At 40.0% G+C, this 22,770-nt stretch carries 22 protein-coding genes; 16 read left to right on the top strand and 6 right to left on the bottom strand.

The annotated features are described in order from the left end of the window. The first annotated feature begins 23 nt into the window (after positions 1-23). From ACGG81_RS13235 to ACGG81_RS13190, 10 genes are all read left to right on the top strand, one after another. Positions 24-2,498: a glycogen/starch/alpha-glucan phosphorylase gene (locus tag ACGG81_RS13235; RefSeq protein WP_120105773.1), complete on the top strand. Its 2,475-nt coding sequence runs from the start codon at positions 24-26 to the stop codon at positions 2,496-2,498. 156 nt (positions 2,499-2,654) lie between these two features. Next, entirely contained in the window at positions 2,655-3,620 is a 966-nt protein-coding gene (locus ACGG81_RS13230; RefSeq protein ID WP_390108758.1) for a SpoIID/LytB domain-containing protein, read from the top strand. 42 nt (positions 3,621-3,662) lie between these two features. Then, the gene (locus ACGG81_RS13225; RefSeq protein WP_270602152.1) at positions 3,663-4,451 is read left to right on the top strand and encodes a M23 family metallopeptidase; all 789 of its coding nucleotides are present in this window, start codon (positions 3,663-3,665) and stop codon (positions 4,449-4,451) included. 143 nt (positions 4,452-4,594) lie between these two features. After that, the gene (locus ACGG81_RS13220; RefSeq protein WP_242990046.1) at positions 4,595-5,758 is read left to right on the top strand and encodes an ATP/GTP-binding protein; all 1,164 of its coding nucleotides are present in this window, start codon (positions 4,595-4,597) and stop codon (positions 5,756-5,758) included. Between the two features lie 18 nt (positions 5,759-5,776). Continuing rightward, positions 5,777-6,103 (top strand): hypothetical protein, encoded by a 327-nt coding sequence (locus tag ACGG81_RS13215; RefSeq protein ID WP_390108755.1) that lies wholly within the window; start codon positions 5,777-5,779, stop codon positions 6,101-6,103. A 239-nt stretch (positions 6,104-6,342) separates the two neighbouring features. After that, positions 6,343-6,579 carry a GIY-YIG nuclease family protein gene (locus ACGG81_RS13210; RefSeq protein ID WP_009263444.1) on the top strand — a complete coding sequence of 79 codons (237 nt, stop codon included), beginning with the start codon at positions 6,343-6,345 and terminating at the stop codon, positions 6,577-6,579. 201 nt (positions 6,580-6,780) lie between these two features. After that, positions 6,781-7,818: an ABC transporter ATP-binding protein gene (locus tag ACGG81_RS13205; RefSeq protein WP_117577465.1), complete on the top strand. Its 1,038-nt coding sequence runs from the start codon at positions 6,781-6,783 to the stop codon at positions 7,816-7,818. After that, the gene (locus tag ACGG81_RS13200; protein ID WP_117577463.1) at positions 7,802-8,668 is read left to right on the top strand and encodes an ABC transporter permease; all 867 of its coding nucleotides are present in this window, start codon (positions 7,802-7,804) and stop codon (positions 8,666-8,668) included. Before ACGG81_RS13205 ends, ACGG81_RS13200 begins: the two co-directional genes overlap by 17 nt. 12 nt (positions 8,669-8,680) lie before the next feature. Next, positions 8,681-10,060, top strand: a complete 1,380-nt coding sequence (locus ACGG81_RS13195; RefSeq protein ID WP_117577461.1) for a Gldg family protein — start codon at positions 8,681-8,683, stop codon at positions 10,058-10,060. 13 nt (positions 10,061-10,073) lie between these two features. Then, positions 10,074-10,985: a DUF4340 domain-containing protein gene (locus ACGG81_RS13190; protein WP_117577459.1), complete on the top strand. Its 912-nt coding sequence runs from the start codon at positions 10,074-10,076 to the stop codon at positions 10,983-10,985. 57 nt (positions 10,986-11,042) lie between these two features. On the opposite strand, the gene trhA is transcribed toward ACGG81_RS13190, so the two are convergent. Beyond that, positions 11,043-11,699 carry a PAQR family membrane homeostasis protein TrhA gene (gene trhA / locus ACGG81_RS13185; protein ID WP_009263431.1) on the bottom strand — a complete coding sequence of 219 codons (657 nt, stop codon included), beginning with the start codon at positions 11,697-11,699 and terminating at the stop codon, positions 11,043-11,045. Between the two features lie 309 nt (positions 11,700-12,008). Here trhA and ACGG81_RS13180 point away from each other — a divergent pair, with 309 nt between their 5' ends. Beyond that, positions 12,009-13,598 carry a DEAD/DEAH box helicase gene (locus ACGG81_RS13180; protein WP_009263430.1) on the top strand — a complete coding sequence of 530 codons (1,590 nt, stop codon included), beginning with the start codon at positions 12,009-12,011 and terminating at the stop codon, positions 13,596-13,598. Between the two features lie 49 nt (positions 13,599-13,647). Here ACGG81_RS13180 and ACGG81_RS13175 read toward each other — a convergent pair whose 3' ends face one another. Beyond that, positions 13,648-14,526 (bottom strand): helix-turn-helix transcriptional regulator, encoded by an 879-nt coding sequence (locus ACGG81_RS13175; RefSeq protein ID WP_008977200.1) that lies wholly within the window; start codon positions 14,524-14,526, stop codon positions 13,648-13,650. 177 nt (positions 14,527-14,703) lie between these two features. On the opposite strand from ACGG81_RS13175, the gene uxuA reads away from it, so the two are divergent. From uxuA to ACGG81_RS13160, 3 genes are all read left to right on the top strand, one after another. Next, complete coding sequence (gene uxuA / locus ACGG81_RS13170) at positions 14,704-15,771, top strand: mannonate dehydratase (protein WP_009263429.1); 1,068 nt, start codon at positions 14,704-14,706, stop codon at positions 15,769-15,771. Between the two features lies 1 nt (position 15,772). Next, the gene (locus ACGG81_RS13165; protein ID WP_009263428.1) at positions 15,773-17,386 is read left to right on the top strand and encodes a mannitol dehydrogenase family protein; all 1,614 of its coding nucleotides are present in this window, start codon (positions 15,773-15,775) and stop codon (positions 17,384-17,386) included. A 129-nt stretch (positions 17,387-17,515) separates the two neighbouring features. Further along, positions 17,516-17,935, top strand: coding sequence for an HIT family protein (locus ACGG81_RS13160; RefSeq protein WP_008977197.1), 420 nt, complete (start codon positions 17,516-17,518; stop codon positions 17,933-17,935). A gap of 103 nt (positions 17,936-18,038) precedes the next feature. Here ACGG81_RS13160 and ACGG81_RS13155 read toward each other — a convergent pair whose 3' ends face one another. The 3 genes from ACGG81_RS13155 to ACGG81_RS13145 form a co-directional block, all read right to left on the bottom strand. After that, positions 18,039-18,638 carry an ECF transporter S component gene (locus tag ACGG81_RS13155; RefSeq protein ID WP_390108747.1) on the bottom strand — a complete coding sequence of 200 codons (600 nt, stop codon included), beginning with the start codon at positions 18,636-18,638 and terminating at the stop codon, positions 18,039-18,041. Between the two features lie 194 nt (positions 18,639-18,832). Next, positions 18,833-19,375: a rubredoxin-like domain-containing protein gene (locus tag ACGG81_RS13150; protein WP_008977195.1), complete on the bottom strand. Its 543-nt coding sequence runs from the start codon at positions 19,373-19,375 to the stop codon at positions 18,833-18,835. A 113-nt stretch (positions 19,376-19,488) separates the two neighbouring features. After that, positions 19,489-19,878 carry a transcriptional repressor gene (locus tag ACGG81_RS13145; RefSeq protein WP_009263424.1) on the bottom strand — a complete coding sequence of 130 codons (390 nt, stop codon included), beginning with the start codon at positions 19,876-19,878 and terminating at the stop codon, positions 19,489-19,491. Between the two features lie 301 nt (positions 19,879-20,179). Here ACGG81_RS13145 and ACGG81_RS13140 point away from each other — a divergent pair, with 301 nt between their 5' ends. Continuing rightward, positions 20,180-20,932, top strand: coding sequence for a C40 family peptidase (locus ACGG81_RS13140; protein WP_390108742.1), 753 nt, complete (start codon positions 20,180-20,182; stop codon positions 20,930-20,932). 544 nt (positions 20,933-21,476) lie between these two features. Further along, the gene (locus tag ACGG81_RS13135; protein WP_008977192.1) at positions 21,477-21,686 is read left to right on the top strand and encodes a DUF1858 domain-containing protein; all 210 of its coding nucleotides are present in this window, start codon (positions 21,477-21,479) and stop codon (positions 21,684-21,686) included. A 148-nt stretch (positions 21,687-21,834) separates the two neighbouring features. On the opposite strand, the gene ACGG81_RS13130 is transcribed toward ACGG81_RS13135, so the two are convergent. After that, a complete protein-coding gene (locus ACGG81_RS13130; protein ID WP_009263422.1) occupies positions 21,835-22,572 on the bottom strand; it encodes an adaptor protein MecA in 738 nt (245 codons plus the stop codon). Positions 22,573-22,770: the final 198 nt, after the last annotated feature.

Below are 22,770 nucleotides of genomic sequence, written 5' to 3'. Positions count from 1 at the left end.
ATAAAAGAGAGAGGAGAGAGAAAGTGTCGGATTTTAAGTTTGATAAAGAAGCGTTTAAAAAAGAAGTCAAGAACAATGTGAAGACTTTGTATAGAAGAACGATAGATGAGGCAACACCGCAGCAGACATTTCAGGCGGTGTCTTATGCTGTAAAAGAATATATTATTGACAACTGGCTTGCGACTCAGGAAGTATACGAAAAAGAATCACCAAAGACAGTGTATTATCTGTCGATGGAATTTTTGATGGGAAGGGCACTCGGAAATAACCTGATCAATTTAACTGCTTATCAGGATGTGAAAGAGGCTCTGGAAGAAATGGGAATCGATTTGAATGCAGTGGAAGATCAGGAGCCGGATGCGGCCCTTGGAAATGGTGGATTGGGACGTCTTGCAGCCTGCTTTCTGGACTCTCTTACTTCTCTTGGCTATCCTGCATATGGATGCGGGATCCGTTATCATTACGGAATGTTCAAACAAAAAATTAAAAATGGGTATCAGGTAGAGACACCGGATAATTGGTTGCAAAACGGGAACCCATTTGAAATTCGCAGGGACGAATATGCAAAGGAAGTCCGCTTCGGCGGTACGATCCGTATGCAGCACAATTATGAGACTGGAAGAGATGAATTTATCCAGGAGAATTTTGAGTCCGTGCTTGCAATTCCATACGACATGCCAATCGTCGGTTATGGAAATAATGTGGTAAATACATTGCGGATCTGGGATGCGAAAGCAATCACATCTTTCCGTTTAGATTCTTTTGATCGTGGGGAATACCACAAAGCTGTGGAGCAGGAAAATCTTGCAAAAACAATTGTGGAGGTGCTTTATCCAAACGATAATCATTATGCGGGAAAAGAATTACGTTTGAAACAGCAGTATTTCTTCATCTCTGCAAGTCTTCAGGAAGCCATTGATAAATACAAACGCTCCAATGATGATATTCGCCGTCTGCATGAGAAGGTGATCTTCCAGATGAACGACACTCACCCGACTGTAGCGGTTGCAGAGTTGATGCGTCTTCTGATGGACGAGGAAGGATTAAGCTGGGATGATGCATGGAATGTTACAACAAAATGTTGTGCATACACAAACCATACGATCATGTCTGAGGCGCTTGAGAAATGGCCGATCGATCTGTTCTCCAGATTGCTTCCGCGAGTATATCAGATTGTAGAAGAGATCAACCGCCGTTTCGTAGAAAAAGTGCGCCAGATGTATCCGGGAAATGAAGAGAAAGTCAGAAAAATGGCAATTCTCTACGATGGACAGGTAAAAATGGCACACCTTGCAATTGTTGCAGGATTTTCTGTCAATGGTGTTGCAAAGCTTCATACAGAGATCTTAAAACACGAAGAGCTGAAAGATTTCTACGAGATGATGCCTGAGAAATTTAATAATAAAACAAACGGAATCACACAGAGACGATTCTTACTTCATGGAAACCCACTGCTTGCAGACTGGGTGACAGAGCATATCGGAGACAAGTGGATCACAGATCTCTCCGAGATGGCAAAATTAAAACCGCTGGCAGATGATCCGAAAGCAAGAAAAGAATTTATGGAGATCAAATATCAAAATAAAATCCGTCTTGCAAAATATATCAAAGAGCATAACGGGATTGAAGTGGACCCAGAATCAATCTTTGATGTACAGGTTAAGAGACTTCATGAGTATAAACGTCAGCTGTTAAATATTCTTCATGTAATGTATCTGTACAATCAGATGAAAGAGCATCCGGAGATCACCTTCTATCCAAGAACTTTTATTTTTGGGGCAAAGGCGGCAGCCGGATATAAGCGTGCAAAACAGACGATCAAACTGATCAACTCTGTGGCGGATGTGATCAACAATGACAGAAGTATCAATGGAAAGATTAAAGTTGTCTTTATCGAAGATTACCGTGTCTCAAATGCGGAACTGATCTTTGCAGCTGCGGATGTCAGCGAGCAGATTTCTACCGCCTCAAAAGAAGCATCGGGAACCGGAAATATGAAATTTATGTTAAATGGTGCCCCGACACTTGGAACCATGGACGGTGCCAATGTAGAGATCGTGGATGAAGTTGGAATGGAAAATGCATTTATCTTTGGTCTCAGTTCAGACGAAGTCATTAATTACGAGAACAATGGCGGTTATCAGCCAATGGATATTTACAACAGTGACTGGGAGTTAAAAAGAGTTGTTGACCAGCTTGTGGACGGAACTTATGCAAATGGAGATCATGAACTGTACCGTGATCTGTACAACTCATTACTAAATACAAAGAGCAGCGACAGAGCAGATACCTACTTTATCCTCAAAGACTTCCGTTCTTATGCAGAAGCCCAGAAGCGTGTGGAAGCGGCATACCGCGATCAGGACAGGTGGGCAAAGATGGCATTGTTAAACACAGCATCCTGCGGTAAGTTTACGTCTGACAGAACGATCGAAGAGTACGTTGCAGATATATGGAAATTGAAAAAAGTGACAGTGAAGCCGGATCCAAGGCTGTAAAAATGGATTGAAAATCAGAATAGAGTAATTTTTTGGTGCTGCTGCTTTGGCGATTAATAAATCGTGAAGCGGCATCTTCCTTTTTTCTATATTTCATGAAAGATGACGGTATAGTTTCCATAATCTCTCCATACATTGTAGAGGAGGGACGAAGAGATGCGAAGAAAAGCCAGAGAATTATTTTCACTGTTGGTCATTATATTTTTGTTGCCATATGTGGTGACACTTTTTATGAATGGCGCCCACATCAAAACAAGCAGCCGCGTAAAAGAAGACTATGTAAAGGTGCAGGTAGGGACGAGAGTCGAGGAGATCGTGTGGGAGAAATATCTCGCAGGAGTTCTTGCAAAAGAGATGGCAGCCGATTCGGAACTGGAAGCTCTGAAGGCGCAGGCGGTGATTCTTCGATCTGGTTTTTATGAGAAATTAGACCATGACAGAAAGACTATTTTCACCGATGATTTTTATAGCATGGAAGAGTTGGAGCAGGAGTGGGGGGAAGAGACAGAAACCTGCAAGGAGAATTTGAAAAGGGCAGTGCAGGAAACGGATCAAATGGTTTTGCAGTATCAGGATCAATATGTAATGCTGCCATATCACAAATTGAGTGCAGGAAAGACGAGAAGCGGGCAGGAAGTATTTGGAGGCGAGTCGTATCCATATCTTCCGGCAAGAGATTGTCCAAAGGATCTGGAGGCGAAAGAACAGCTGCAGGAGTGTGTGCTGCCATATCATAAAGTAAAAGAAAAATGCCGCAAGTTTTTAACCGCAGTAGAAAATCCCGAAGAGACAAAAGAAGACAAAAAAGCAACATTTGATGATTTTGAAATACAGGGAACGGATGCGGCAGGATATGTGACAACTGTGCGGATTGGTCAGGCAACCTGCACCGGAGAAGAATTTCGGGAAGCATTGGAATTACCTTCCAGTCATTTTTCTTTTCAGGAGCAGAAAGGAAAACTGCAAATTACTTCCGGTGGAATCGGGCACGGAGTCGGTATGAGTCAGTATACGGCAAATCAGATGGCAAAAGAAGGAAAAGGATACGAAGAAATCCTTCAATATTTTTATGAAGGTGCGCAGTTAAAAGATGGCGGGGAAATATTTTTAAAATTGGAATAAGCACATCGCTTTCTGGCAAAAATAAAGTCAGAGGTGATGAAGATGAAGAAAAATGAAGAGCCATTCCAAATGAAGGGGAAAGGCATGGCAGCAGCAATCGCAATATGTTTTATCGCAGTTGTCGCACTGGTAGGGGCTTATACATTCAGCAGCTACAAACGTGAGATGAAAGAGCAGCTTGCCAAGGCCGAAGAAGAACAGAAAGAAAAAGAGCGAGAGGCAGAAGAAAAAGAGCAGTCGGAAGCCGCCAACACAGATAGAATCGTACTTCCAGAGCAGGAAGAAGCAGCGCAAAATTCCGACGGAGAAGAACAACAGGAAGAAGGAGAAGCTACGGAACATGCGAAGGAAACTCCGGCACAGACGGATGCAGGGGCAGAGCAGACGGCAGCTGCAGGAACAGCAGCTTATTTCAGTGAGGAAGACACCCTTCTGTGGCCGGTAGACGGAAATGTGATTATGAATTACAGCATGGATCAGAGCATTTATTTTGCCACACTTGATCAGTATAAGTATAATCCAGCCGTAGTGATCAGTGGTCAAGTCGGTGCAGAAGTAAAAGCGGCAGCCGCAGGAACAGTCTCAGCGGTCGATACAAATGCACAGACCGGAACAACCGTAAGTATTGATATGGGGAATGGTTATGCAGCCATTTACGGACAACTCAAAGAAGTACCGGTACAGCCAGGAGAGTATGTGACAGAAAACAGTGTGATCGGCTATGTGAGCGAACCAACAAAGTATTACAGTGTAGAAGGTCCAAACTTATATTTCCAGCTGTTAAAAGATGGACAGCCAGTCAACCCAATGGACCATATCGCATACGAATAGAAAATAGAAAAAGAAAAGATCCTGAAGAGAAAGTTTTGCAAAACTGCTTTGGGATCTTTTCTTTTTTTGTTAACAGAAGAGAAAAACATCCTATATGATTGTATCGAGGTGGGAAAAAGAGTATAATAAAGGAGGATTAATTCGTGTATTACGAAGAAATAGTATGGGAGGGAAGAAAAATGATTGTGATGAATGTGGAAATGGATAATTTTTTTGCATTTAGGAATTTTAGGATGAACATGTCGTATCCAAAGAAAATTGTAGATTCTTCCATTAAAGGAGAGTTTTTACAGGGACGTTCAAATTTTCGTTATAAAAAAGTAAATATTTTGATGGGAGCAAATGCAACAGGAAAGACATCTTTTGGACGATTCCTGATGGCTGTGTTTAATTTTATGGATACAAAACAGTTCGAAAAAATCACAAAAGTCATTGACGATACAACTCAAGATGCTTTTTTTACAATGGATTTTATTACAAATGAATATGCAATGTATAGGATTGCCACAAGAATTTCTCCTGGAATAAGTGAAAGATACGAGATGGCAGATATTGCAGTGGATGTGCAAAAAGTAGAAATCAGTAAAAAGGACAGTTACGAGAGTTGTTGTAAAAAATTTAAAGAGATACAATTACAAAAAGGGAATAATTTTGTCGAAGAGTTGGAGAAAATAAGAGGATTATCATGGCTGTTTGAGTACCCTTCAGATTCTTTGACAAGATATCAAATACCAGAAAATCACGTTGAGAGATATACGAACATCTTAGAAAAAACATTGAAAGCGCTTGATCCATCTATTAAAAAAGTGGAAAGAATACAAAGTGTTGACAATGCATTTGTGATTCGGATGAAAAACAGAAATGTGATTATGCAGGATGGAAAGGTAGTTGATCAGGAAATATTATCCAGTGGCACGAAAGCAGGGATTGCATTAGCAATGGTAGTGGCATCGATTATCAATGGAGATCATGGATTTTACTATTGTGATGAGAAATTTTCATTTATACACAGTGATATTGAGAAGGCATTTTTATCTGTGATGATTGAATGTTTGAAAGACAACGATCAGTTATTTTTTACAACACACAATACAGATATTTTAGATTTACATTTACCAAAACATACCTTTGCCTTTTTGAAGAAAGATATCTATGACGAGCAGGAGCCAATAAAATGTATTAGTGCTTCTGACTATTTGAAAAGAAATACAGATTCTCTGAGAAATGCAGTAGAAAATGATTTGTTTTCATCTGCACCAAATGTTGAATTTGTATATGAAATTGCTAATCTTTGTCAGATGAATTAAAAGGGGTAATCAGTACATATGAAGAGGGAACAATATCATTATTTTGTTGAAGGAGAAGATGACAGAAAAGTTGTTAATACACTCAAAACAGATTTGCAATGGATCAAGCCCGGTAAAGTTCAAGTTTTTAATGTTATTGAAGAAGAACTGACAAGTTTGATTACAAGAACTTTGAAACCGGGAACAATCGTTGTTCTGGTATTTGACACAGACACTGGTAAAAAGAATACTTTGTTAAAAAATATTCGTTTTTTACAAAAAGATTCTAATGTAAAACAGGTATTGTGTATTATGCAGGTGAAAAATTTAGAAGATGAATTTTTGAGAAGTTGTGCAATCAGCTAGATAAAAGAACTGACGGGAAGTAAATCCAACAGCGATTATAAACGTGATTTACTCAGACAAAGTAATTTGGCAGACAAGTTAAAAAAACATCAGTTCCAATTTGAAAAATTTTGGAATTCTTCTGATAAAGTATACGAAAGTATCTGTAATGATTCCGCTCAGATTAAAATAAAAAAATAATCTGTTTTTAAAGAAGAATGTAGAAATAGGAAAAGATAAAGGAAATGAGCAGAGGATCCATGAATTATACATACATTGTAAAATGCAGTGACGGAACCTTTTATACCGGCTGGACAAACGATCTTACCCGCCGCATGGAGGCACATAATCAGGGCAGGGGTGCGAAGTATACAAAGGCGAGACGACCGGTCACACTCATCTATTATGAGACATTTGAAACAAAAGAAGAAGCGATGAAAAGGGAATATGCGATAAAGCGGCTGAGCCGGAAGGAAAAAGAAGAACTGATCCGATGAGAGGGTTGGTTCTTTCTTATTTTCCAATGGAAAAAGACAAAAGATGCTGAAAGATGTCGGAGCTTTTCACAGAATGAACACATAACTGTCACAGAATCAACGAGTTTCTTTTATAGAATAAAAAAATCAGAGCGTGTTTTTGGCAGCAGTGTAAAAAGTATTCCGTAATGGATGCGGAAATCATTCAGGAAAGTCGAAAGCATGATCCAGAGAAACACATTTTGTCGGGAGGGTAAAAAGTTGATAGAAGTTAAAAATCTGGTAAAACGCTATGGCAGTCATCTGGCGGTAGACCATCTCAACTTTACAGTGGAGAGTGGTCAGATCTATGGATTTCTCGGACCAAATGGTGCAGGAAAATCTACAACCATGAATATTATGACGGGATATCTAGGCGCCACGGAAGGAGAAGTGCTCATCAACGGGCATAACATTCTTGAGGAGCCGGAAGCAGCAAAGAAAAGCATCGGGTATCTCCCTGAGATTCCGCCGCTGTATCTGGATATGACTGTAAAAGAATATCTTGATTTTGCAGCAGAATTGAAAAAGGTAAAGAAAAAAGATAGAAAATCAGAAGTGGATCACGTCTTGAAGCTTGTTAAGCTGGAGGAGGTAGAAGGACGTCTGATTAAAAATCTGTCAAAAGGATACAAGCAGAGAGTCGGGCTTGCACAGGCAGTTCTTGGCTTCCCGGAAGTGATCATCTTAGACGAACCTACGGTCGGACTGGATCCGAAACAGATCATCGAGATACGGGAGCTGATCAAGGAACTTTCCAAAAATCATACAATCATTTTGAGTTCCCACATTCTGGCGGAAGTGCAGGCGGTCTGTGATTATGTCATGATCATTGCGCATGGAAAGCTGGTAGCAAGTGACACTCCTGAGAATCTGGAGTGGCTTTTAAATGGTTCTGAAACGATTGAACTGACAGCCAAAGCAGAAGAGACAAGAGCAAGAGAGATTCTTAGCAAAATAGAGGAGATTGAAACGGTAGACTATAAGGAACAACAGGATGGAACGACGGATATTTTTATCAAGACCGTAGATCAGAAGGATATTAGGGAGAAAATCTTCCACACATTTGCAGAGGAACATTGTGCACTACTGAAGTTGAATCTGTCAAGAATCACATTGGAAGATGTCTTCTTAAAACTGACGCAGGATGAGATAAGAGATTCCGAGCAGACTGTTTCGGCAGATGAGGAAGGAGGAGAAGAAGATGAAAGCGATTTATAAGAGAGAATTAAAATCCTATTTCGATTCTATGATCGGGTATGTATTTATAGCGTTTCTTGTAGCGATCACCGGAATTTATTTCATGGTGTATAATCTGAATATGGGATATCCATATTTTTCTTATGCGCTAAACTCTATACTTTTTATTATGCTGGTGGCAGTCCCGGTACTTACGATGAAATGCTTTGCGGAGGAGAAGAAAAGCAGAACAGATCAACTTCTTTTGACAGCTCCGGTAAGTCTTAGTCAGATCGTGCTTGGAAAATATTTTGCAATGGTTACAGTTTTTGCGGTTCCATGTGCAATCTATGCGGTATTTCCACTGATCATCGAAAGCCAGGGAGAAGCACATATCGGCATTGATTACATGGCAATTCTGGCATTTTTCCTTCTTGGATGTGTTTATATTGCAATTGGAATGTTTTTATCTGCGCTCACAGAGAGCCAGATCATTGCTGCAATCAGCACATTTGGGGTACTTCTCATTCTGTATTTGTGGGAAGGACTTGTTAACTTCCTGCCGACGTCGGCAATGGGAGGTCTGATCGGGATTCTCGCGATTCTGACAGTTCTGGTCATCGGTATTTATCAGATGACGAAAAACTGGGTGATTGCAGCAGGCGTGGAAGTGTTAGGCGCTGCCGCAGCAATTGGAACATATTTTGCAAAATCCAGTCTGTTTGATAACCTGCTTCCAGATCTGTTTGGAAAATTTATTCTGACAGAGCCATTTACAAACATTGCATTTACTCATATTGTTGACATCAGCGGAATGATACTCTATTTTTCTTTGATTTTCCTATGTGTCTTTCTGACCGTGCAGACAATTCAGAAAAGGCGTTGGAGTTAGGAGGGCAGTATTGTGGAGAAATTGAAAAAACTATTTGGAACGATTCATACGAAACGAGGTGCGTACAGTCTGGGGCTGACAGCGGTTGCAGTTGCTGTGGTAATCGTGATTAATCTCGTCGCAGGAAGACTCCCGGAGTCTGTGAGGAATATTGACATCAGCGATAATCAAATCTATGAAATCACAGATACATCGAAAAAGATGCTGAAAAAACTGGATAAAAAAGTAGAAATAAAAGTATTGGCGGAGAAATCTTCGACAGATGAAAGAATCAAAACATTTTTAAGTAAATATGTCGCATTGTCGGGGAAAATTTCTGTTGAGTGGATCGATCCGGTGATTCATCCTGCGGCACTGACTGAGTATGATACATCTTCAAATACAATCGTGGTATCCTGTCCGGATACAGAAAAAACAACAACGATTTCATTTACAGACATCATCGTCTATGATCAGTCTTCTTACTATATGACTGGTCAGATGCAGGAGTCACAATTTGATGCGGAGGGACAGCTCACAAGCGCAGTTAATTATGTGACAAGTGAAGAGACAAAGAAAATTTACCGGACGAGTGGACATGGAGAAAGTACAGTATCTACCAGCCTGTCAGAACTGTTTGAGAAGGCAAATTTATCGATGGAAGAGCTAAACCTGCTGATGAACAGTGAGATTCCGGAAGACTGTGATCTTTTGTTTATGTATGCACCGACCACGGATATTACAGAAGATGAAAAAAATACACTTTCTGAGTATTTGAAAAACGGTGGAAAAATGATGTTGATCTCTGGTGCAGAAGATCAGGAGACACCAAATCTTGATGCATTTATGGAAGAATACGGACTTCAGATGGCAGATGGGTATATTGCAGATACGGAGCGTGCATACCAGGGGAATCCATATTCATTCTTCCCGGAAATCAATGCTTCTGGAGAACTTGGGGAAGGAATGTCAAGCAATATGGTGCTGCTTTTGAATGCACGTGGAATGGTTGAGACAGATCCGGCAAGAGATACGATCAGTATTACTCCATTTATGACAACTTCTGAGAATGGATTTGCAGTAACAGAGGATAAACAGGAGCAGGGAGAATATATTCTTGGTGCAGTGGCGACAGAGGATGAGGGAAGACTGACGGTGATCTCAGCGCCGATGATGATCGATAGCCAGCTGACAGATGCTTTTACAACGGTAGAAAACCTCAAATTGTTTATGAATGCAGTGACAAGTAATTTTGATGATGTAGAAAATACAGCGATCGAGCCAAAGAGTCTTGCAGTGACCTATAATACCGTACAGTATGCCGGAGGATTCAGCCTGCTGATGATCTTTGGAGTGCCGGCGATCATTCTGATCTCTGGATTTGCAAGATGGATGAAACGAAGAAAGGCATAGCAGGAGGGCGTATATGAAGAAACATAGATCACTACTGATTTTGACTGGCGCCCTGGCAGTGCTTGTCATTGTTTATCTGGGACTTGGAAGTTACAATCGAAAACAGGAACAGAAGGAAGCAGAGACCGCTGAGGCGAATACCGTTACCGTGACAGATATTTCGGATCTCCAGGAGATTTCTTATCAGTATGAGGGAAATGATTTTGCATTTGCAAAGAATGAAGATGTGTGGTATTACACAAAAGACAAGGAGTTTCCGGTTGCCCAAAGCTATATTGATGCGATGGCAACATCTTTTGGAAATCTTACGGCAGTGAGGGAACTAAAAGAGACAGATCAGCTTTCCGATTACGGTCTGGAAAACCCGAAATACACAATCCATTTGAAAGATAGTGAAGGGACAGAGACTACACTTTACTTTGGAAATGCAGTGGAGGAAAATTATTATATGACTCTGAATGATAAAGAAAAAGTGTACACCGTCTCTGGGACGAGTTTGGACACAATTTCTTATGAATGGAATGACTTCCTTCAGAAAGAAACACTGCCAAGTATTGGAAGTGCAAACTTGAAGCAAGTGACGATCACAGAAAATGGCAATCAGACCGTATACGATTCCAAAGAGGAGAGCCAGAAAGAAGATTTGGCAGCGATTGCCGGAGGATTCGGAGCAGCATCATTTGGAACTTGTGTGGAATATGCGGTGAAAGATCAAAAATTGGCATCGTATGGATTAGAGGAAAATGAAAAGATCAAAATCGAGGCAGTGTATGAAGACGATGATAAGAAAGAGCAGACACTTACATTGAATATTGGTAAGTTGGATGAGAGCGGGTCATATTATTATGTGCAGCTAGATGGATCTAAGATGGTTTACCAGATGGGAAAAGAAGTCGTAGAGAATATGCTGAACAAAGGAGAATAAAAGATGAAAAGAAGACTGAAAGCTTGGAAGAAAGTTTCCGGTCTTCTTTTTTATGGATTATCTTAATAGGAACACATACATCACGATAAAGTGGCAGACACTTCCGCCCATCACAAATAGATGAAAGATCTCATGACTTCCGAAGTTCCTATGCTTGGTGTTGAAGATTGGAAGTTTCAGTGCGTAAATAATTCCTCCGATGGTATAGACGATTCCGCCGGCTAAAAGCCATCCAAATCCACCTGGGGACATTGTGTCAAGAAGTTTTGTGAATGCCAAAACGCAGGTCCATCCCATTCCGATATACAGAACCGAGGAGAACCATTTCGGACAGTTTACCCAAAACGCTTTCACAAGGATTCCGAGAATTGCAATGCCCCACACGATTGTAAGCATGGTATAGCCGACAGGTCCTTTTAAGGTGATCAGGCAGATGGGTGTGTAGCTTCCTGCAATCAGCACAGAGATCATCATATGGTCAAATTTTTTCAGACGCTTATTCACTTTCTCGGAAATATCAAGGGAGTGATATAAGGTGCTTGCGGTGTATAATAAGATCATACTTCCAATGAAGATTGCGAGGGAAATCACATAGATGGGATCTCCTTTGTGAGCTGCTTTTATCAACAATGGTGTTGCGGAAAAGATAGCCATCAGCATTGCGATAAAATGAGTAATCGCGCTTCCGGGATCTTTTAAATGTCTTTGTTTCATAAGAATGCCTCCTGATCAATGATGAATAAAACGATAAGTAGTTTTAAATACTACATTAAGTATATGTTGATATTACTACTTCTATTACAAAAATGCAAGAGGAAAAGAAAAAGATAGACAAAATTCAGAGCATCTGTTATGATGGAAGACGTGTACTTTATGAGTGGGGTTGCTGCAAAGTTCATTTTGCACCAGCCTCATTTTTATGGACAGAAATAGCATGTAGGAAATATTAGTCATAAATTACTTTTCAATAAAGTATGAATGACAGGATAGATAAATACAGAAAGAACGGAAAGGAAACAAATAATGGAAACATTAAGATTTGAAGAGCTTGGAATCTGCCCGGAGATTCAAAAAGCAGTAAAACATATGGGATTTGAGGAGGCTTCTCCGATTCAGAGTAAAGCCATCCCGGTTATGATGACAGGAAAAGATATCATCGGACAGGCACAGACAGGAACAGGAAAGACAGCCGCATTTGGAATTCCGATGCTGGAAAAAATTGATCCGAAGAACAAGAAATTACAGGGAATCGTTCTCTGCCCGACAAGAGAACTTGCAATTCAGGTGGCGGAGGAAATCCGGAATCTGGCAAAGTATATGCATGGAATCAAAGTACTTCCAATTTATGGAGGGCAGGAAATTGTAAAACAGATTCGTTCCTTGAAGAGTGGAACACAGCTGATCATCGGAACACCGGGACGTGTGATGGACCACATGAGAAGAAAGACAATTAAAATGGAGCAGGTGCATACGGTTATCTTAGATGAGGCGGATGAGATGCTGAATATGGGATTCCGTGAGGATATCGAGACGATTCTGGAAGGAGTTCCAGAGGAGCGGCAGACCGTATTATTTTCCGCAACGATGCCGAAGGCAATCATGGAGATTACGAAGAAATTCCAGAAGAATGCAGAACTGATCAAAGTGACGAAAAAGGAACTGACTGTGCCGAATATTGAACAGTTCTACTATGAGGTGAAACCGAAGAATAAGGAAGAAGTGCTGACACGTCTGCTTGACATTTATACACCGAAACTTTCTGTGATCTTCTGTAATACGAAGAAGCAGGTAGATCTGCTTGTAACTGCACTTTTAGGGCGCGGATACTTTGCAGCAGGACTTCACGGAGATATGAAGCAGGCACAGAGAGACCGTGTAATGCAGGGATTTAGAAGTGGAAAGACAGATATCCTTGTAGCGACAGATGTGGCTGCAAGAGGAATTGATGTCGATGAAGTGGAGGCAGTATTTAACTATGATCTGCCACAGGATGAAGAGTATTATGTACACCGGATCGGAAGAACTGGACGAGCAGGAAGAGTTGGACGTTCTTTTTCTTTTGTCTCCGGAAAAGAAGTATATAAATTGAAAGAAATCCAGCGTTACTGCAAGACAAAGATCTACGCACAGAAAGTACCGTCATTGAACGATGTCGCAAATACAAAGATTGACAATGTATTGGAAGAGATTGAGAAGATGATCGAAAAAGAAGATCTGACCATGATGATCAATGCAATTGAGGAGAAAGTCAATGATTCTGACTATACAGCAATGGATATGGCAGCCGCATTTTTGAAATTGTACACCGGAATGAAAGATGAAAATGAATCGGAAGATGAATTTGACTTCGGAGATACCGGAGCGGAAGAGCCGGGAATGGTCCGACTGTTCATCAATATTGGGAAGAAGCAGAAAGCAAGACCGGGAGACATTCTGGGAGCGCTTGCAGGAGAAAGTGGAATGCCTGGAAAACTGATCGGAACGATTGATATGTTTGATAAATATACATTTGTAGAAGTGCCGAAAGAGTATGCAAGAGATGTTCTTCACGCAATGCAGAATGTGAAGATCAAAGGAAAATCCATTGCGATCGAGCCGGCAAATCAAAAGTAAAAAATAAGAACAAAAAGTAATAGGAAAAAATTAAGAAGAATGCGGAAATCTAATGATTCAGAATTAATGAATTCATATCCCGGTAATCTTTCGGGGAGATTCCGTATTCTTTTTTAAATGCCCGGTAAAAACTGGAGTAATCCCGAAATCCGAACAGCTGGTAGATTTCAGTAATGCTCATATTTCCAAGAATTGCCTCCCGGCACTGGTCTAACCGTTTTTTGGTGATGTACTGGTGCACGGAGATTCCGATACTGTCTTTAAAGATATGGGCGATATGATACTTACTCACATAAAATTCTCTCGCAAGGCGATCCAGCGACAGGTCTTCATTGAGATGCTCTTCAATATACTGCGAGATGTTCTGGTACAGGGCAAGTCCTTCGTGTTGTCTTGCAGGATGCAGACGTTCGTAGATCATTCGGTTCAGATGAAGGATCAAATCGTTGACGGAGAGCGGAATCTGGGCTTCTTTTCCGAATTTATCCGACTGCATTTCCTCAATGAGGCGAAGTGCTTTGGACTGCACTGCATTGAAGGATACCCGGTCATTGTGGTACAGATAAGTGTGTGTTGCCTGCACATGGTGCATAAGATATACATAATCCGGCGAAATCTGGGCAAGATAATTACAATATTCCTGACTGATCCAGAAGATAAATCTCCGGTAAGGAACTTTAGAACTGTGGATGATCGAGTGGTGGTAAATGTGCGGGGGAATCAGCATAATGTCACCAAATTGAACTGGATAAATATCAGAACCAATCTGGATACTGACATCACCTTCCAGAAAAAAATAGAATTCATAGTAATTGTGAGCATGATTTTCTACTTTTAAGAGAGTTGTGTCACTGTAATAGTAAATCTCAAAATCTTTTGATACCATATGCTGGCGTGTAAGAAACTGTGTGCGGAGTTCTTTCTTCATAGGGCGTCCTTTCTGCTTTTTGGTGAGATTTTTTGGTTTTATTTTGCTATAATACTATAAAACAACAAGAAATGCAATGTATACAACAAATACGCCAATGGTGCTTTTTGTTGTTTTTTTGTAAGATGAAGAGAAGAAACGCAAATAAAAGAGGTAATGAAAGGAAACAAGAAAATCATGGAAATGACATTAAGATGGTATGGTTCAAAATTTGATACAGTAACATTACAGCAGATCCGCCAGATTCCGGGTGTGACAGGAGTTATCACAACATTATATGACACAACACCGGGAGAAGTGTGGAGCAGAGAGAGAATCCGCGAGATGAAGGCAGAAGTAGAAGCAGCAGGTCTTCATGTAGCAGGTATTGAAAGTGTCAACGTACACGATGCAATCAAGACAGGTGCGGCAGACAGAGATAAATACATCGATAATTACATTGAGACACTGGAAAATCTCGGACAGGAAGATATTCATCTTGTATGTTATAACTTCATGCCGGTATTTGACTGGACAAGAACAGAGCTTGCAAGAATGAGACCAGATGGATCTACAGTACTTGCATATACACAGGAAGCAGTAGATGCAATCAATCCGGAAAACATGTTTGAGTCAATTGCCGGGGATATGAACGGAACAGTGATGCCGGGATGGGAACCGGAACGTATGGAGAAAGTAAAAGAACTGTTTGAGATGTACAAAGATATTGATGATGAAAAATTATTTGAAAATCTCAAATATTTCCTGGAGAGAATTATGCCGGTATGTGACAAATACGACATTAACATGGCAATTCATCCGGACGATCCTGCATGGAGCGTATTTGGACTTCCTAGAATTATCATCAATAAGACAAATATCTTAAGATTGATGAGTATGGTAGACAACCCGCACAATGGTGTGACATTCTGCTCAGGATCTTATGGAACAAACTTAAAAAATGATCTTCCGGATATGATCCGCTCTCTGAAAGGAAGAATCCATTTTGCACATGTGCGTAACTTAAAATTCAACTCTCCGACAGATTTTGAGGAGGCTGCACACCTTTCTTCTGACGGAACATTTGATATGTATGAAATTATGAAAGCACTCTATGAAATCGGATTTACAGGACCGATCAGACCAGATCACGGTCGTATGATCTGGGGAGAAGTGGCAATGCCTGGATACGGACTGTATGACAGAGCACTTGGAGCAACTTACTTAAACGGACTTTGGGAAGCAATTGAGAAAGGGGCAAAATAGGATGCAGTTAAGCAAAGCTGGATTGGCAGATAGAAAACAGTGGGAGGAAAAAGGATACCGACTTCCGCAGTTTGACCGTGAGCAAATGGTGGCTGCCACAAAAGAAGCACCATATTGGGTACACTTTGGAGCAGGGAATCTTTTCCGTGCATTTCAGGCAAATGTGGCACAGAATCTCTTAAATGAAGGAGTGCTTGACAGAGGAATTGTTGTGGCGGAAGGATATGATTATGAAATCGTAGAAAAAATGAACCGCCCACACGATGATTACAGCATTCTTGTGACATTAAAAGCAGACGGCAGTGTAGAGAAAACTGTAGTAGGAAGTGTTGCAGAATCTCTTGCACTGGATTCTGAGAATGAGACAGATTTTGGAAGACTCAAAGAGATCTTCACGACAGATTCTCTTCAGATGGCAAGTTTTACAATTACAGAGAAGGGATACAGCCTTGTAAATGGAAAAGGGGAAACACTTGCAGATGTCGCAGAGGATTTTGTGGCAGGACCTGAGAAGGCAAGAAGTTATATCGGAAAAGTATCTGCACTTTTATATGCAAGATACCAGGCAGGAGAAAAGCCAGTGGCAATGGTAAGTATGGACAACTGTTCCCACAACGGAACGAAGTTATACGATGCAGTCCACACATTTGCAGAGACATGGGTAAAAAATGGAGTTGCTGAGGCTGGATTTGTAGCTTACATCGAAAATCCTGACAAAGTTTCTTTCCCGTGGACTATGATTGATAAGATTACTCCTCGTCCGGACAGTTCTGTGGAAGAAATCTTAAAAAATGATGGGGTGGAAGAACTTGAGCCGGTGATCACTTCAAAGAATTCTTATGTGGCGCCGTTTGTCAATGCAGAAGAGTGTGAGTACCTTGTCATTGAAGACAGATTCCCGAACGGAAGACCGGAACTGGAAAAAGGCGGACTGATGTTTACAACACGCGAGACTGTAGACAAGGTAGAAAAGATGAAAGTCTGCACTTGCTTAAATCCGCTTCACACAACACTGGCAGTGTTTGGATGTCTGCTCGGATATGACTTGATTTCTAAAGAAATGAAAGATGAAGTATTAAAGAAACTTGTAGAGGGAATCGGATATGTGGAAGGACTTCCGGTTGTAGTAAATCCGGGGATCCTTGACCCGAAAGAATTTATTGATACGGTTTTAAATGTGCGTATTCCAAATCCGTTTATGCCGGATACTCCACAGAGAATCGCAACAGATACTTCTCAGAAGCTTGCGATCCGTTTCGGTGAGACGATCAAAGCATATGAGGCAGGTGAGAGCTTAAATACAGCAGATCTGAAACTGATTCCACTTGTATTTGCAGGATGGCTCCGTTATCTGATGGGTGTGGATGACAATGGAAAAACATTTGACTTAAGCCCAGATCCGCTTCTTGAGACAGTTTGTCCATACGTAGCAGGATTTAAACTCGGAGAAGAGACAGATGTGGAAGCTTCTGTAAGACCGATCTTAGAAAACAAAGCAATTTTTGGTGTGAACTTGTACGAAGTAAACATGGCAGAAACTGTATGTGGTTACTTGAAAGAAATGCTTGCAGGAACCGGTGCAGTGAGAAACACATTGGAAAAATATGTAAGATAAAAGAAAGAGGACTTGGAAGGGGCTTACCCTTTCAAGTCCTTTGTTAAGAGGTAAGGAATACGATTGTAAATATTTTTTAAATGTGGTAGTGTATAAAAGAAGATAGAACAGATTCAGGAGGATAAAAGAATGAAAGATCAGAATTGTGCATACTGCGTAGAAGGCGAATTATTAGATGCATTTGGAATTAAGATTTGTGAATTGGAAAGCTCAAAAGTTTACTTATTTAAAGAACAGAGCCACTTAGGACGTGTGATCGTTGCTCATAAGAAACATGTAAGTGAACTGGTAGAATTATCTCAGGAAGAACTTCATTTATATTTTGATGAAGTGGCTAAAGTTGCCAATGTGCTTCACAAATTATTTCAGCCGGAGAAAGTGAACTATGGAGCATATGGAGATACTGGACATCATCTGCACTTCCATCTGGTTCCGAAATATAAAGATGGATATGAGTGGGGCGGTGTATTCGCAATGAATCCGGGAGAAAAGTATCTCACAGAACAAGAATACGCAGAATTAGTAGAAAAGATTAAGAACGAATTATAAAATAGCGGTATCAACTTGCAGAAGATCTGCAAATGATATGCTCCCTTCGAGGAAGACAAGTGTAATAATAAATACTTATTCCTTGGGAGGGAGCATATTTTATTTAGCTTTTTGGTTGGGATACAAGAAGTCCACTGCGAAGTAGTATTGGTCTGACCGCGTTGTAGATAAATACTACAAGGATGACAGATACAACAGCATTGACAAATGTAGTTGCTGCGCTCCACTTTGCAAGAACTTCTGCCATTTTCTGAGGCTGTCCGAGGATATATTGCTTATAAAAATATCCAACGATCGGATCGGCGATGACATTGAAGCTAAGACCGGCAATCGAGGCGATCAGACTCCACTTAAAGACGTATTTCTTGTCAGTGCTGTCGTTGATCTTTGCAATATGGTGAGCTACAAGACCAACGATAAGCCCAATACATAATTTCAGGAAAAAGGTCTTTGGTGCACCAGTGATATAGATTGGATCCATTAAATCGGCGATGGTCATACCAATCGCGCCAGCCAGCCCGCCATACCAGCCTCCGAGTAACAGTGCACCAAGCACACAGAATGCATTTCCGATGTGAAGGGATGTTGCATCACCGCCAGGCATTGGAATCTTAATCTGTAAAAAAGTAAATGATACGAAGCAGAGAGCCGCCAGTAATGCGGTTTGTGCTAATTTCATAACAGTTTGATTTTTTGTTTTCATATGTCTCATCCTCTCATGTATTTGCCATATTCGATATCGATATGGCGTTTTTATTTCTTTGTAAATCTATCCTAGCACAAGAGTGGTCATGTAAAAATAGCCAGTTTTGCAAAAAACGACCAGTCCAGATGAAAACAAAAGAAAAAGACCAGAAACTTTCTGGCCTCTTTCTATATTATATAAGATAGGGATGATTATGCGAAGTATCTCTTTAATAATCCTTCGAATGCTTTTCCGTGACGAGCTTCGTCTCTTGCCATTTCATGAACTGTATCATGAATAGCATCAAGGTTAGCAGCTTTTGCACGTTTTGCAAGATCAAATTTTCCAGCAGTAGCTCCGTTTTCAGCTTCTACTCTCATTTCAAGGTTTTTCTTTGTGCTGTCTGTAACAACTTCACCTAATAATTCAGCGAATTTAGCAGCGTGTTCTGCTTCTTCCCATGCAGCTTTTTCCCAGTATAAACCGATCTCTGGGTATCCTTCTCTGTGAGCTACTCTTGACATAGCAAGGTACATACCAACTTCTGAACATTCTCCTTCAAAGTTTGCTCTTAAATCTGCAAGAATGTCTTCGCTTACACCCTGAGCAACACCTACAACGTGCTCAGCAGCCCATTCTCTTTCTCCTGTCATTTCTTTGAATTTATCAGCTCCTACATGGCACTGTGGACATTCAGCTGGTGCAGCTTCTCCTTCATAAACATATCCGCATACTGTACATACAAATTTTTTCATAGTTAAGATCTCCTTTTCTTTTACTTTTTATTTTTCAATATCAGTAATAGTTACTGATATTAATTTAGCATAATTAGTTTCTTTTGTCAATGGATATTTGAAAAATTCTTTTGCTAAGACTTTAAAATACAATCTTCACATTTTCCATAAAACATTGTCGTATGAGACTCAATCTGCCCGGCAAAGTTTTTACCGGCAATCTCATTGATATGATCAATGCTTTCCATATCCAGATCCATTACTTTTCCACAACAAGTACATATAAAATGATAGTGTGGAGTCGTTTTACCATCAAATCTGTCACCACCGGAAGGGGTGGGAATCTTCAGAGCATCTCCGGTCTCTGCAAGTAAGTTCAGATTTCTATATACTGTCCCAAGACTGATGTTCGGGAATTCTTCCCGCACATGCATATAGACGGTGTCAGCGGTGGGATGTTCTTCTGTGTGTAACAGATAATTTTTGATGGATTCTCGTTGTCTACTATATTTTAGTGTTGCCAATGGGAATCCCCCTTTCAATAATAGTAATAGTTATTATGATTATAATATAAATTATTCAAAGGGGATTTGTCAAGTAAAAATTTTAGGTAAGCAAAGATATATTATCTAATTTTAATTATAAAAATAATAAAAATCACTTACTCTTGAAGTATAACACGATAAAATGTCTGACACAATATGTTTGGAAGGAATCATAAAAATTTTATATTTAGAATTTTGAAAGGGAGATTTAACAAGTTGGTAACAAAAGCATGATTTCAGGGAAAGCGGGAATACTAAAAAGTGAAAAGGGGAGGAAACTATGAGGGATAGAAGTAGAAAGAAAATAATGGCAGGTCTGATCGCAGTAGAGATTTTGTCGCAAAGTATTCCCTGTATATCTATGGCGGCAGAACACTTACCAAGTGTGGGGGCTGGATTATTAAAGGAGCAGTATTATGAGAAAGAGTTAAAAAAAACAGAGAAAACTGCCATACAGATTGCTGAAGTTACAGCAGATTGTCTCAACGTGCGGAAAGGTCAGGGGACAGACACACAGATTATCGGACAGTTGGAACAAGGTGACAAAAAGAAAATAGAAGAGAAGCCTCAAAATGGGTGGATTCCAATCGAATATTATGGGGGAAGAGCATATATATCCGATGATTATGTTACGATAAAAGAAAAATATGATACTGTAGAATCAGAAGAAAAGAAAGGGACAGTAGAAGAAAGAGGAAAAAGGGTAGTCGCCTATGCAAAGCAGTTTCTTGGGAATCCATATGTCTGGGGAGGCACAAGTCTGACCGAGGGAGCAGATTGTTCGGGGTTTGTTCAGTCCGTGTATAGAAAATTCGGAGTGAAACTTCCGCGGACAACGTGGGATATGGAAAATGCGGGAATAGAAGTTACTTATGATGAAATTCTTCCGGGAGATTTAATTTTATATGAGGGACATGTTGGTATTTATATAGAAGAGAATCAGATTATTAATGCAATTGATGAGGAGAACGGGATTGGGATCAGTCCGGCATTTTTCACAGATATTATTACAATACGAAGAGTGCTGGAATAAGGAAAATGATGATGAAATGAGGAAAAATGGGTGCAGTATGTGTGAAGCGATTCAGCATACTGTGCCCTATTTTCCTATGCAAAACTTTAAATTGTATAGACATAGGAAAATAGTGGAAAAATAATCATATGCAAAGTGCACAAAGTTGTCGAGGACAAGAGAATTATGAAAAATACTATCAAAATACTGTCCACAAGTTTTCCACACAGGAAACTGGCTAAAATGGTTAAAAATAAAAGTTTTACACCAAGTTATCCACATTATCCACATGAATGAATGTGAATTGTGTGGATTATTATTGTTAAGAAAAGAACGAATGTTTTGGTCAGTTATAATAAAAATCTTCATTTGTCGAAAAAAAATAAAAAACTTGTTGACTTTTGAAAATTCTAAAATTGTATTAAAATGTATAAACAATTAAGTAAGAGTTGATAATTTCAAGGAGTAGTATTATAATCGAAGAGAGAGTATGACATATTTGAAAAAAGGAAGGATAAACGTTCAAATATGTTTCGCGATTAGAGAAATAAAGGAGGAAATAAATATGGCAGCGAAAGTGACAAAAGATATGACAATCGGTGAACTGATCAGAACAAATCCAGAAGTAGCACCAATCCTTATGGAAGTAGGAATGCACTGTCTTGGATGTCCTGCTTCACAGGCTGAAACTCTTGCAGAGGCAGCTATGGTACATGGACTGGATGCAGATCTGTTAGAAGAAAAGATTAATGCTTTCTTAGCAGCAAACAACTAATCAAAGATTTTGCAAATAGAAAAAGCGTCTTGAGCAAGCAGACAGTATACTTGAGAAAGTCTGGCTCAGGACGCTTTTTATTTTTTATCCAATCTGCGGCCGATGATCAACGATGCCATTCCATGATGAAAGGGGATGAGATATCACCTTAAATCTCTGCAAGATGTCTGACTGCATCTGCAGAAATAACAGTCTGACAGTGCTCTTCCAAGTAAGCAAGAACAGCACCGGAGGCTTTTTCAAAAGAACCGTATTCGGATAACATATTACAGATTTTACTAAACTCACTGTTGGTGTGAGCAGATTGTGCTAAGGCTAAAATGAAAATACCGTTTGTTTCATTTTTGTAGAGTGTATTCGCTCCGTGGTACATTGGGTGCAGCAATCTGGCTGCATGGATCACACTGTCTAAATTTGAAAAAGAAAACAGACGGATCGCTGGTTTTGCAGGGACGTCTTTTTTTGTATCTTCTTTTCCCGCAGTTTCTTTTTCAGGAGCTGGTTCTGCAACTGCAGATTTTACTTTATCAAGTAAATCGAGAAACTCGTCAGCGCCTTCTAATTTCTCAAGCATAGCCTGTTTTGTATCGGAATCTTCCAGTGGTGCAAATTTGGAGAAGCGCGTGTCGAGCTCTTCCGGATTATCCACCTTTGTAATGATCAGAACGATAGAATCTGGAGAAGCAGGAATTGCTTCAATCATGAGTGGAATATCATCTGCTTCAAATCCAAATTCACTGGAAGCTTGTTGCATCATGTCATGAAACAGCATCTTTGCTTTCTCGGTACCATAGGCAAGTTCGCTTAATTTCAAATGTCTGGCAGCAAGATCTGCACGTGTCAGAGTACACCGAATCTGGTTGTCATTTATTTTTTCGATCTTCATACATAATCACTTCCTTTTCGTAAACCTGAATACTTACTTTATAATAGTATAAACAAAAAAAAAAAATATGTAAAGAAAATACTTGCAAAGTCAGGAGAAATTATTTATAATGCGGGTATGAGAAGACAGTGTCCCGGTAATTATGTATAAGAGAAAAGGAGGGATACAAAAGCAATATCTTGTGTTGGTGAAAACATT

It is taken from the genome of Faecalimonas umbilicata (assembly GCF_042846195.1).
Classification (GTDB): domain Bacteria; phylum Bacillota; class Clostridia; order Lachnospirales; family Lachnospiraceae; genus Faecalimonas; species Faecalimonas umbilicata.
This window is presented reverse-complemented; position numbering and strand designations above follow the sequence as displayed.